This window comes from Chloroflexus sp., assembly GCF_034435895.1.
In the GTDB taxonomy this organism is placed as follows: Bacteria; Chloroflexota; Chloroflexia; order Chloroflexales; family Chloroflexaceae; genus Chloroflexus.
This window is the reverse complement of sequence record NZ_DAOTWH010000124.1, coordinates 1-12602: the sequence shown is the minus strand read 5'-3', so window position 1 is coordinate 12602 and position 12602 is coordinate 1. Positions and strand designations below refer to the sequence as shown.

Annotated in this window: 15 protein-coding genes and 1 pseudogene; all 16 read right to left on the bottom strand. The window is 59.6% G+C overall.

Annotated features, from left to right (window positions below):
* Positions 1-75 precede the first annotated feature (75 nt).
* A complete protein-coding gene (locus tag U9R81_RS07245; RefSeq protein WP_322494829.1) occupies positions 76-360 on the bottom strand; it encodes a hypothetical protein in 285 nt (94 codons plus the stop codon).
* A gap of 227 nt (positions 361-587) precedes the next feature.
* Positions 588-1046, bottom strand: coding sequence for an SRPBCC family protein (locus tag U9R81_RS07240; RefSeq protein WP_322494828.1), 459 nt, complete (start codon positions 1044-1046; stop codon positions 588-590).
* Between the two features lie 17 nt (positions 1047-1063).
* A complete protein-coding gene (locus tag U9R81_RS07235; RefSeq protein WP_322494827.1) occupies positions 1064-2233 on the bottom strand; it encodes an NAD(P)/FAD-dependent oxidoreductase in 1170 nt (389 codons plus the stop codon).
* Between the two features lie 204 nt (positions 2234-2437).
* Entirely contained in the window at positions 2438-2875 is a 438-nt protein-coding gene (locus U9R81_RS07230; protein ID WP_066783711.1) for a hypothetical protein, read from the bottom strand.
* A 37-nt stretch (positions 2876-2912) separates the two neighbouring features.
* On the bottom strand, positions 2913-3200 hold the full coding sequence (locus tag U9R81_RS07225) for a hypothetical protein (RefSeq protein ID WP_322494826.1): 288 nt from the start codon (positions 3198-3200) through the stop codon (positions 2913-2915).
* Between the two features lie 19 nt (positions 3201-3219).
* A complete protein-coding gene (gene bchG / locus U9R81_RS07220; protein WP_322494825.1) occupies positions 3220-4137 on the bottom strand; it encodes a (bacterio)chlorophyll synthase in 918 nt (305 codons plus the stop codon).
* Positions 4138-4197: 60 nt separating this feature from the next.
* Entirely contained in the window at positions 4198-5262 is a 1065-nt protein-coding gene (gene bchU / locus U9R81_RS07215; RefSeq protein WP_322494824.1) for a bacteriochlorophyllide d C-20 methyltransferase BchU, read from the bottom strand.
* Between the two features lie 32 nt (positions 5263-5294).
* Positions 5295-5798 carry a hypothetical protein gene (locus U9R81_RS07210; protein ID WP_066783718.1) on the bottom strand — a complete coding sequence of 168 codons (504 nt, stop codon included), beginning with the start codon at positions 5796-5798 and terminating at the stop codon, positions 5295-5297.
* Positions 5799-5831: 33 nt separating this feature from the next.
* Entirely contained in the window at positions 5832-6545 is a 714-nt protein-coding gene (locus U9R81_RS07205) for an esterase/lipase family protein (RefSeq protein ID WP_066783720.1), read from the bottom strand.
* An 11-nt stretch (positions 6546-6556) separates the two neighbouring features.
* Positions 6557-7240, bottom strand: a complete 684-nt coding sequence (locus U9R81_RS07200; RefSeq protein ID WP_322494823.1) for an esterase/lipase family protein — start codon at positions 7238-7240, stop codon at positions 6557-6559.
* Positions 7241-7243: 3 nt separating this feature from the next.
* Positions 7244-8020, bottom strand: a complete 777-nt coding sequence (locus U9R81_RS07195; RefSeq protein ID WP_322494822.1) for a hypothetical protein — start codon at positions 8018-8020, stop codon at positions 7244-7246.
* Positions 8021-8035: 15 nt separating this feature from the next.
* The gene (locus U9R81_RS07190; RefSeq protein WP_322494821.1) at positions 8036-8917 is read right to left on the bottom strand and encodes a hypothetical protein; all 882 of its coding nucleotides are present in this window, start codon (positions 8915-8917) and stop codon (positions 8036-8038) included.
* Between the two features lie 12 nt (positions 8918-8929).
* On the bottom strand, positions 8930-9937 hold the full coding sequence (locus U9R81_RS07185; protein WP_322494820.1) for an alpha/beta hydrolase: 1008 nt from the start codon (positions 9935-9937) through the stop codon (positions 8930-8932).
* Positions 9938-9951: 14 nt separating this feature from the next.
* A complete protein-coding gene (locus U9R81_RS07180) occupies positions 9952-11055 on the bottom strand; it encodes an ArsA family ATPase (RefSeq protein WP_322494819.1) in 1104 nt (367 codons plus the stop codon).
* A 67-nt stretch (positions 11056-11122) separates the two neighbouring features.
* Positions 11123-12346 carry an ArsA family ATPase gene (locus U9R81_RS07175; protein WP_322494818.1) on the bottom strand — a complete coding sequence of 408 codons (1224 nt, stop codon included), beginning with the start codon at positions 12344-12346 and terminating at the stop codon, positions 11123-11125.
* Positions 12347-12393: 47 nt separating this feature from the next.
* Positions 12394-12602: pseudogene (locus U9R81_RS07170) on the bottom strand (hypothetical protein); the annotation flags it as partial.

The window sequence follows — 12602 nt, the reverse complement described above, 5'->3', positions numbered from 1 at the left end:
TTGGCACAACACAGTTAGTTGGAAGATAACACAACTCTGCCGTGCCCAAGATGACAAGATGCGTACAAATGCAGCTTAATCGCCGTTCACCAGCCGTTCTTTCGCCGCGTACTCGGCCTCAAGCTCGGCCAGCTTGCGCTGACGTTCACGCTTCTCAAGCCGGTTGAGCGTAATATAGCCGGCCAGAATTGAGACAAAGAGCGCCGGCCAAATCAACCATGCAAAGCTGATTTTGATGCTAATCGCAAAGAGCAACCCAAACAGGCCGATGAACACCCCGCCGGCAGCCATATACACTTCAAAGCTGGTGCTGGCAAGATAGACCTCATCGCGCGGGCTAAACCGTTGCTGTCGCGCCATACGCAACCTCTCATCACCGACGAACCTGCCATCCTGACAACTGTATGCTAGCACAGGGCCGGATTGCATTGTAGTGGATGAAACGATGCAGTTTTTGTGCAATATCTGTGCTTTTATGCAAAAGTCCATCGTAAGATAAGAAGGGCGGGTGTGAAACCCGCCCTTACGATCGAGCACCTTCAATCGCCCAACCCCGCGCCGATCGCGAGCAGGCGATCGCGCTGCCATCAACGCGACTGAGCCGCTGCCGGTTGGCCGCTGCCTTCGATAATCATGCGCAAGCGATCAAGCTGGATGCGCATATCGAGCGAAGCAAAGATCTGGCCGAGACCTACGACAAACACCCGCAGACTCGGATCGGGCACTTCGTACTCGACCCGGTTCTGCACAACCGTGCGATCGCCATCAGCAAACCAACGCCAGAGCTCCTTACCGTGCCACAGGCCATCGATCGCCAGCAAGATATGACCGCTATCGCGCTCGGTGACGGTATAAGTCGCACCGGCCAGCGCCAGCGACTTGAGGCGCAGTTTGTGCTTGCTGCCCAACGCCATCAAATCGCCCTCAATTGGATCGAGCACCACCAGCGGCGAGCGCCACTGCGCCATTAATTCGGGATCGGTCAAGTAACGCTCGACGGTGGCAGGCGGCGCTTTAATCGAGACAAACTGTTCCTGCACGATCATAATCACGCTCCTATCGCTCAGGCGCTCTCAATGGTAGCGCGGTAATACTCTTCAATCCCCCGTTTCAGCATGATCGCCGGATAGCCCATCACTGGCACGCCTAATGCGCTCCCGATCGCATCATTCGGCCCTAATGAAACGACTTCGCCCAGCTCAATCGGCTCGTAGGGCCTTGGCGCTTCGCCGCGCGCTTCAGCCGCCAGTTCCGCAGCCAAATGGGCGCCCTGCCGGATGGCGTATGATGCGGCAGGTGGCAAGATCCCGCCCCGGCCATCAGACACGGCGGCGCAATCGCCAATGGCAAACACGACCGCTTGCCCGTTGACCCGCAAATAGCGGTCAACCAGCACCCGCCCGATCCGATCGGTTGGGAAGCCGGCCTCGGCTAAGAGGGCCGGTGCGCGTACGCCAGCGCCCCAGACAATCGTACCGGCGCGCAAAATCCGGCCATCGGCAAAGCGCAAGCGTTGCGGCTCGACCTGCGTTACCGGCGTTTTGAGAAACACATTCACACCGAGGCGTTCCAAGCGGCGCACAGCCTCGTGGCTCGCCCACTCACCAAGGTGCGGCAGCAAATGATCTTCGCGTTCAATCAGCGCAATGCGCACTTCCTTGCGGGGCGCGCCGGTTTGCCGGCACAGATCATCGGCCCACGCCGCCAACTCGCCGGCCAACTCACAACCGGTATAGCCGCCGCCAACGATCGCCGTCGTCATCGTGATCCGCAATTCGGTCGGATCGGTCAACGACGCCGCTTTGGTAAATTGAGCGACGATGTGTTTGCGCAACGCGATGGCATGGGCGAAGGTATGAAGGGGCAGCGCATGTTCACGGGCGCCGGGTGCATTGAAAGAGGTCTCGCTGCCCAGTGCCAATACCAGCCGATCGTACGGCACGCTCCGGCCATCGGCCAGCGTCACCGTGCGCTCAAGCGGATGGATTGCCGTCACGCGCCCCTCCACCCGCTCGATATCACGACCCTGCAACAAACGATCGAGCTGATAGATCGACTTCTGATCGGCAATCCCGGCGGTTGCGGTCAAATGCAACAACTGGATTAACTGGTGGTACGGATGTTGATCAACTAAGCGGATAGTAATATCAAGCCCTTGTTCACGGCGGAAACGGGCCAGATCGAGCGCTGTGCGCAAACCGGCATAGCCGGCGCCGAGAATAACGATCTGCATGGTCACAAAGCTCCGTGGACTGGTCACGACAGGCGGGTGTAGACACGCTACATCCCCTATTTACAGAATACCACGGCTCGGTTGCCGGTCAACCGCACAACAGGCGCAGATCACACACCTTTGGCAGCAAGAGACGGACGCAGAGGAATGGGAGCGTCACAGCGCATCCCACGCCTCTGCGTCAGCCATAACTCCACCGAGCGATCACGGCGCCGGCGGCGTCTTCGGCGGTGTCTCAACCCACTCATCAACCTTGGCTGCACCCTGCTCAACCGCATCGGCAGCCCGTCCGGCAGCGCGGCTAAAGCTCGTGCCAAGCTCTTCCGCCGCGCGCGACAGCCGCTCGGTAAACGAGCGCACCTGCTCGCCAACCTGCTTCGGGCTCGGCAGCGAGATCTGCGGCGGCTCAGCCGCGACGATATCATCAACCACCCGCTCTGAAATATTGGCCAGCTCTTTCGGAAATGCCACCACAGCCATCGCTACCTCGGCCATCGCCCGGCGCACGCGGCGGCGCGAATTGCGCGGCAGCAGCACCAGCGGCACCGAAGCAACCGTCAGGCCAATCCGGGTTGCCCCGCCGACAAAGCCAGCCGCCAGCTCAAACAAGCCATCACGCTCGTTGGTCGTCTCATTGCTCATACGACTCTCCTCCTCTGCTCACCGAGAGCAACCGGCGTTACTTCGCCTCAGTCTTCTCTTCGCCCTCAGCCGCCCACTTCTCGATGCTCTTGCCTGCGATGTCGGCGAAATCACGCGGCAACGAGGCAAAGGCGTACATCAGCTCCTTGGTCGCATTGCGCATGTGCTGGCGCGACTCGGACGGCAGCAGCGCAAGGGGCAGAGTAAAGACCGCCATACCAAGGCGAACGACGCCGCCACCGAACTCCATCACCGACTCGACAAAGCTGTCGCTGCGCCGCACCGGGACGCTGCGCACTCGGACCTCACCTTCAGTCTCCGTCATCTTCGCACCTCCTTAACGGTCAGCCAAAATAGCCGCCCACCAGAAAACCCGAGACAATCTGGATTAAGGCCACAAATGGGTTGGAGGCCAGCAGGTAACGCACGTAATTTTGCTGGTTTGGTTCGCGGTAGAGCTTAACCTGATTATAGATTGGCACTACCAGCGCCAGCAGAATAAACGCCGCCACCCAGTATTGACCCCACATCCACGCCAATATCATCAGCATTGCCTCGAAGCCATTAATCGTTGCATAAGCCACAATCAGCGTGCGCTGCACACCGATCGCAACCGTGAGCGATTTCAGACCTAACTTGCGATCACCCTCGACGCTCTTGATATCGTTGAGGAAGAGCAAGCCAGCCGCTAAACCGCCATTGATCAACGCTACCACCACGCTTTGCCACGTCAGCGGCGCAAAGATCAGGTGGCCGGCCATCCAGCTCATACTGACGTACCCCAACCCGACAGCCGGCGGCCCCAACCAGAAGTGTTTCTTCAGCTTGATCGGCGGCATGCTGTAGATCACCGACAGCATAATACCGACAAAGGCGAAGTAGACGATCAACGGCTGGCCAAAGACCAGCGACACCAGCATGGTGGCTGTGCCGAGTACGATCCAATTCCAGCGCGCCTCATTCAGCGTCACAATCCCAGCCGGAATCGGGCGTTGCGGATCGTTGATCGCATCTAGTTCACGATCGAAATAATCGTTAATACTCTGGCTAAAACCGGTGCCAAGCGGGCCGGTCATCAATGCGCCCAACAGCATGAGCCACCAGTGATCGGGCCGCGTCCAGTCAAAGCCTCGCTCGTAGCCTGACGCCAGTGCGCCACAGAAACAGACCAGTACCGGCGAAATCCACGTCACCGGATCGGCAAGCTCGATATGGGCCCGGATTTTTCGGCTGAGCGAGACGCGCTGTTCAGTCGAAATCATAGTTGCTTACCGCATTGCCGGGCAGAAGCTGCACCGGTCACACATGGCTGAACCTTACAGTTACGGTTTAACGGCCTGATACAGAACGTGTTCGTACCCCTCATCGAACGTGATGTCGGTAAACCCAATCTGGCGCAGGAGATCAGGGTAGATCGCGTGATCCTTAAACTCAAGCACCGAGAAGCCCATGCCGATAGCGCACAGGTAATGGGTGAGATAATCGTAGTTTGGATGGTGCGGATCGCTGATCACCATATCGAGGATCAGCACCTTCCCGCCGCTCGGCAAAGCATCGTAGGCCTTCTTGAGCAACATCGAGCAGAACTGCGCATTCATCGGGTAGAGAATGCGCGAGAAGAGCACCGCATCACCGGGAGGATACGGCTCGCGGTACATATCGATCGCCACCGGGGTAATCCGGTCGCTCAGACCCTTGGCTGCCACATTCTCGCGCACCAGATCGAGCGCGCTAGGCAAGTTAATCAACGTCACCTTGAGGTTGGGGAAGGCTTGGCAGAGGGCCGCAGCAATATCGCCAATCCCACCGCCGACATCGATCAGCATCTGCACATCGGCCAGCCGGGCCCGCTTGACCAACAACTCGACGAAGAGTTGAATATTCGACCGGTGCAACGTCTCGTAGAACAGGCTATCTTCGCGAGTGCACGGCGGATGCGGCACAATGCTGGTAAAATCAACCTTCCCGCGCACCACATCAGCCAAGCGCAGGTAGTAATTCTCGATCAAGTCAGAAATATAATCCACGAACGGCACCATCGTCATATTGCGATGGCGTTCGGGATCGGCAAAGAACTGCTCGGCGAAGGGAGTCAGCTGCCAACGATCATCTTGCCGCGCCGCCAACCCGACCTGCTCGAGCGTAATCAAGAACTTCTCCAGCCGCGGCGGCACCGTCTCGGTCAAAGTGGCCAGATCGGCCAGCGTGCGCGGTTCGGCAGCCAACAGATCAAACAGCCCCAAATCTTTTGCCGCCTTAATCACGAAGAAATCTACCGTGCCCTTAAACACCATATCATAGGCACGGTTGGTTGCAGCAAACAGGTCTTGTTGCTCAAGCGCCGCAGCGCCCGCCGTGGTTGGTTCAACCGAAGGTGAAGTCGTCATGCGTTCCCCCTCGCGCACAAGTGCGATGTTACTTAAGAGACAACCGATTCTGAACCCTGCTTAGATACTGCCGCCTGCCGGTTCAACCACGGCTGGAAGAAGATCGGAATAAAACTTAGCCACCAACTGACATATCCCAGCCATGCAAAGAAGCGATGCAACCGGCGCTGCTGCGGATGATCACGCATTGACTCGCCCCAGCGATGGCCGGTAATCATTGCCCCAACCATACCGATGGTTGGCAACGGGCCAGTGATCATAAAATAGATCTTCAACCAGCGTGGTTGGTGTTGCCCGCCAAAATGCTCTTCGCGAAAGAGCCGGCCAATCCCGACCACTGCCACCATCACGTTCATCAGCCAATCGAGTGCGTGCGCGACATTCGCTAACCGATTGCGCAATACTGCCCGCGCTGGATGATGCGTAGTCACCTCTTGCCGGCAGAGATAGAGCACTGCGGTATAACACGCAAGCGATACACCCGACACAGCCGCCATAGCATACAGAATCAACCGGTCAATGTGCGATGATTTCATGCAATTTGTATTATAGTACAAATCAGCGATATTTCAAACAACAACTGATGATGATCCGAGCAACACTCGTTGCCAGTCTCTTAACCCTTCGGGGTCGCCGTACCACGGCCGCCCATGGAAGGGCGAGTGGTGCAAGCCGGATACGACCAGATACTCGGCGCCGGGGAGCGCTGCGCAGGTAAGCGTTGTAATCCCGTCACCCCATGCCTGCGCGCCGGCAGGGCCATCGATCAGCACGTAGCTGTTATACGCCATCCGCTCGACCCAGCGTCCTTGCCGGTTGGCCTGAATGCTGCGGCCAATGATCGAGGTATAGCGGATATGATCATAATACGCGCCGGGATAACAACGATTGGTAAACCCGACGGTCTGGCGCGTCCAGAACTCTTGGCTATGGTGCGGCGTACCAAGCATGATCAAGTGATGCACGAACCGGTGGCCGCCGTAGATTTCACCCTTGTACGGCTGATCGCCAAGATACATGCGCGCCACTGTGCCACCGACGCTATGGGCCAGAATGGTCACGGTTTCAGCCCCGGTTTCGCGCAACGCCCGAGCCACTGTGTCGCGCACAATCCGCAACACCGGCCGAAAATCCCAATCGCGGGTTAAAGCCCAGCGCATACGACCGATCGGGGTCACGAAGACGCGAAAACCAAACGGTGGTTGCTCGAGCGTCCGCGCCAGTGCCGCAAAATCGCTCGGACTGGTCAGATAACCGCCAATAATCACCAGCGGACGGGCCATAGCACTCCTGATCAATCCTCAAACCACAGCGGCACCACATCCCGCGCGCCGTACCACGTCGCCGGCGCGTTATACGGTGCATGGCGCGCACCCTCTAAGATCAAGTTGTCGGCGCCGGCCAGATAGCAGGCTGCCGTTGGCACAATCCCATCGCCAACCAGATTCCCATCGCCGAACGAAACCTCATAAGAACGATAGGCAATCATTTCTTCGGGATTGCCGAAACGACGGCCACGTACGCTCCGCCCGGCCACAGCGCGATACTTGACGTGCGGAAAAGCAGCGCCGGGGTAGCGCGCCTCGAGCCAGTCGGCAAACTGTTTCACCCAGATCTCTGAGGTGGCATGGGCCGTCCCCAAGGTGGTTAAGCTTGCCACCACCTTATGGCCATCGTAGCGCACCCCTTGGTACGGCTCATCGGACAAATAGGCGCGCGCGATCCGGCCACCGGCGCTATGGCCGATCAAATCAACCTTATCAGCGCCGGTTTCTTCGAGCGCAATCCGCACCGTCGCTGCAAGCGCATCGAGCGCCGGCCCAAAATCGGGATCGCGCAAGCGCGCCCACGCTAACCGGCTGAAATCAACCACATACACGATCCGATTGTATGGCGGCGAGGCCAGCACGCGCGCCATACCGAAGTAATCGGCGGGTGACGACAGCCACCCGCCCATAATCACCACCGGACGGGACATAGACTACGCTTTATCCTTGTCTTCAGAACCGGCTTCGGGTTTATCAGCCGGCGGAAGCGGCATAGATGACGGCTTCGGCGGCGTTACCGGCGCCTGATAGGAACCATTACCATTGCCATTATCCGCCACCACCTTAATCCGCCGGATCGTCTGCGGCTGAGGCTTAGCCTTCTCGCCGGGCAAGGCATCGATCGCGGCATTAAACAGATCGCACCCAATCCGTACAAACTCCTCCGTCTGGAAGCGGATCCAGTGGCCATAGAAGTTCAGCAGCTTCTCAGTCGTCGCGCGCGTCTCGCGAGTGAAGGCCTCAAGCCCCTGCGGCGGCAAGGCCCCGCGCGCATACGAACGCAGCAGATAGCCGATTGGCTGCACATTTGGCGGCAACTCATCACCGGCGAGACTTAGGCGGGCCGGCGTGGAAGGCGTCTCCTCGCTGGCCGGCCGATAGGTTGCCGGCGCAAAGCTGCGCGGCGTGAACGAGGGCGCGCCGGGTGTATACGAAGCCGCGCCGGGCGTGAACGAGGGCGCGCCGGGTGTATACGAACGTGGCGGCGGCGTATACCCGTATGACGACCGGCTCGGCGCAGCCGGCTCCGCTTCGCCGGCATACGGCACAGGTGTGTCATCCAAATTCAACAAACGCTTCAACCAACTGGGCATCCACTGATACCGGGAATTGATACTGCGACGGGGATCTTCATTGGTCAGACCAAACCACCGGCGCGCAAATTCGGGCAGCCAACGAACAGTCGGGTTTTCTTCTTCGAAGCGATTCATACGCGCTCCTCTCTATCACGAGCCAAAGGCGAAGAGACGGCGACGCTGCGGCACATACGGCGCGAAACAGAAATTGATGATGCGTTCAAGATCATCATTGGGATAGCGCCGGTCAAGCGTAGCGATCGAGTCAAGCACATACATGAGTTGATCCACTGGCGTTTCCGGTTTGCACCGCACCAACTTCTTAATCAGGCAGCGGCGCAGATCCAGACTGTAACGCAGCGATGTGCTCGCCAAGCGGGCCAACAACAGATCCCGCACATCAACATTTTTCGTCAAGCGATCAAGCCAGCGCGCCAACCCCAACCGCTCGCTGCGATCCAGATAGTAATTAATTAGATCGGCTAACCCAGCCGCCGACGTCACGCTTACCACCTCGGCCCACCGCTTGCTGAACGCCATCCGGCTAAAGGCCGGCAACTCCTCGAGTTGTTCAATCAACTGGCACGCGGAATGGTATGGTTCGCGCTCAAACGTGCGGCGCAGACCAGATTCGCGTTCAGCCAGCATTGCGAGCGCCTCGCGCACCACGCCATCGCTATCATCGTAGCCGCCGTGGCGCAGGTGCATTTCATGGGCCAACTCGTGCAACGCAATCCCCACGCTGCCGTCTTCATCCCAGCGCCCAAGCAGCACGGTTGAACCAGAGCGCGGTGAAAAGCTACCACTATCACCCCATGCTGTCTCGCGCCCGTTATCCATCGCCTCGAAGGTCAGGCGCTCATCGAGCACTGACGAGGGCATATCAGGCCACATCTTGGCGACCAGCCGGCGCACCTTGCCGGCCAACCGGCGAGGCCGGTAGGTATATTGGCCGACCGACAGCGGGCGGTCATCAGCGCGCTCCATATCAATGATCATTTGTTGGCCGCCGGAACGAAGCAACAACTGCATACACCGACCTCCCTAGCGAACGCCTTTCAAGAAGAGGCGCATAATTTGAATGACGTGCTCGGGCAATTCAAACAAGATCAGATGGCCGCACTTCGGCACTTCTAAAAATGAACCATTGGGGGCGAGCGCCACCAATTTGCGCCCATCAGATGGCCGCATAATCGGGTCATTAGCGCCGGCCACCAACAAGAGCGGCTGCTGGATCGTCTTGGCTTGCTCGGCCACGGCGGCCAAAATCTCGGGACGCGACAATTCGGTCGCCGACACCCGCACTGCGGCCGGATCGCAATAGCGCAAACCGAGCGTGCCGAGCCGGATATCACCGACCGACGGCGTATTCTGCGCCATCACCAGCCGGGCATAGATAAAGGGCAGCCACCACAAATTACGCCGCTCGATCGGGCGCAACACCCCGTTAAACACGGTATCGAGCAAGCGCGGCACAAACTGCGAAGCAAACTGATTATACGGCAGCAAGCTAAAGTTAAAGAAGATCAGCGAGCGCACCAATTCAGGTTGGTGGGCTGCCACGCGCAGACCAATAAACGCCCCGAGCGAGAAGGCAGCCACGTGGGCCGGGCCAAGATTCAGCGCGCGTGACAACGCCTGCACATCGGCGCTAAACCCGGCCACCGTATAATCTTGGCGCGGGTCGCTATCCGAAAAGCCGTGCCCTTTCAAATCGTAGCTCACCACCCGATAGCCGGCTTGCGCCAGCGGATCGATCACGTGATGCCACCAAAACGACGAACAATCCCAGCCGTGGATGAGTAGCAACGGTTCGCCATCGAGCGGCCCCACATCTTGATAATGATGCACGACGCCGTTCAGCTCGATAAAGCGGGCGCGGGCCAAGAGCGCGCGTTCACCTTCCAGCCGGCGCCGTTCGCGGGCGCTCAACTTGCCGGAAAGGCGTGTCGCCACCTCATTGGCATACTCAATATACTTGGCCGTTGGCGGCGCATCGATCGGCCGCGCCGGCGGTCGCTCGATCGGGATCGGCTGGGCAAGCACTGACATAGGCGCCCCCTTCGCTACTCTACCCACAACCGCAATAATTCACCCTCGACCCGCGCCCGTAAGCGACCGCCATCCACCAACCCCGGCAACAACACGTGCCGGCGCAACTGGCCGAGTTGGACGACGACCTCTTCGCTGGCCACGGCAATATCGAGCGATTTGGCATCGAGGAACGGAATCAGCAGGCGCAGATCACGCTCGCTGCTGGCAAGGCGCGGCGGTTCAGAGGTGAAGACATCACCATCACGGTAGAGCGCCGCCCCGCGCAAGGCCCACGTATCGCGATTGGCTGGCGTCAGTTCCAGCTGTCCAATCCGCAACAACGGGCGCGCCCGACTGGTCTCGTGGCTGAAATCGTGGCGGCTTTCGTCATCGACTTGGTCGGGCTGGCCATTCACGATCACTTCATCGCTGGCCAACCCAAACAGGCCAAAAGCGGTCAACGCCGCGCGCAACGGCGGCAGGCGCAATTCTGGCGGCAACGCTACCATCCGCACCCGCGCTCCGCTCTCGGTTTCGAGACGGGCGCGTTGTTGCTCAAGCTCAATCCGCAACTCTTGCAGGGGCGCGGTCGCGCTCGGCGCCACGATCGCCGCCGGTATCATCGCCTGCTCTTGCGAAGTGCGCGACTTGCCGGGGCCGCGGTCAAGGCCGAAGATCAGGCGCACTGCCCAGCGCAGCACATCAGGCAACGTCAATGCCCGGATAAGAGCGTCAGGTGACGGGCCATCGAGAATTAACAGATCGAACCGGCCCGACTGGCGGGCACGTTCGGCAACCAACATCACCGCCACCGCATCAATGCCGGGGAATGCCGGCAACTCATCAGGGCCGAGATCGCGCAGGCGGGCCACTAGCCCGCTGCGCAGCGACGGACGCACCTGCTCCCAGCGGCGAGCAACCTCCTCGTGGGGATGAATCTCCATCGCCGCGAGGTTTGGCTCAAGTTCCAGCGGGCGCGAACCAAGCGTCTGGTGTAGCAGATGACCGATTAGATGACCGGGGCCGCTCGAAGCCACCAAGGTGCGATAACCGCGCCGAGCGGCGTGGCAAGCCGTCGCGAGCGCAGCTGCGCTCTGTTGAAGTTGATGATGAGCAGTAAAGATCAGCGTGCGCATGCTAGAGTGCTCGCAACCGGCGCGCAATGCAACCGGAATAGACAACGGAGAGGCAGCCGCGATCACGTTAGGCCGCCTCGACTTGCTGTTTGCCGCTGGCGCGGGCGGCGCTTGCTTCATAGAACGCCAGCCGCAAGACGCCATCTTCATAGCGATGTTCACCGAGCACACAGTCGTACAATACCCGCGGCAAGGCAATGGTGCGCTCGATCCGCCCAACCATAATCGTTAAATCGGGACTGCTATGGCTTACTTCGATCGCCTCACCGGCATCTAGGAACGGCAACCGCAAACAGAGATCATACTGGCCGGGTTCGCCATCTTCGCTCCACTGCTCGAGCCAGATCGGCCGTTCATCGTAGAGCAGCGCCCCCGGATCAACATCGCCGAAGGTCAGCCGGCCAACATGCAACAGCGCCTCAACCCCGATCGGTTCGCCACCCTGCAACACCGTGCGGAAGATCGGCGTTGGCGCAAAGCTCGCATCAATCTCGGCCAGATACTGCTGTTGGAGATTGACCCAGTAATCGAAGTACGGGCCCAGATCGGTGCGGTGCGGCAAAATCTTATTCACCAGCACCGCATCGAGTTGCAGGCCATACAGGCTGAGGAACGTATAGGCCCGGCGCGTTTCGAGTAATGGCAAGCGTTCTGGATTCAGCACCAACCGCACCGACACTGCCGAACTGACCAAAAAGTTGGCCAATTGATCCATCCGTTCGAGCAGCTTACCCACCTCTTCAAAGAAGCGGTCATCGGGCAAATCGCGCCGGAACGGGCGGGCGACATTGGCGATCCCGCGATAGACGCGGAACAACCGCTTCCCGGCTTCGCCACCAATGATCATTTCGGGGTAGGCCAACAAGCGCAACGTATTGCCGGTCGGCGCGGTATCAAGCACAATCGCATCCCAGCGCCCGCTCTGCGCTTCATCCATCACCCGTTGCAAGGCGAGGATTTCATCAAGGCCGGGCTGATTGGCCAGCTCAGCAGCCGTTGAGCGTTCAATCCCGCGAGCCGAATAGGTTGCGGTCACGAACTGCTGAAACCCGCCCAAATTCTGGCGCCACTCATAGATCGTATCCACTTCGAGGCCATAGAGATGGGGAGCCAGCGGCGTTGGCCGATCGCGGCTGATCGGGATCCCCATCACATCGGCCAGCGAGTGAGCCGGATCGCTCGAGAGCACCAGTGTGCGGCGGCCAGACTGCGCCAGCATCACCGCTGTCGCCGCCGAGAGCGTCGTCTTCCCAGTACCGCCCTTACCGGAATAGATAATGACTCGCGTCATACTACCTCATTCGCCTGCTGCAACCTGATTCCCTCGCCCACGTTCGATCACTGCGCTTCCGGCTCATCATCCGATCGGCCATTGAGCGGCTCACGCGCCGGCATACCGGCGCCACTACCACTGACGGCGGCAGGGCGATCGGTGCGATTGACCACCACGCGGCGCACCGGCATCGACGAGCCATTCTCCTCGACAGGCGGTTCGGCCCGGCGCACGCTAATCGCGCGGCGCACCGGTTGCGGGCTGGTAGGTTCAG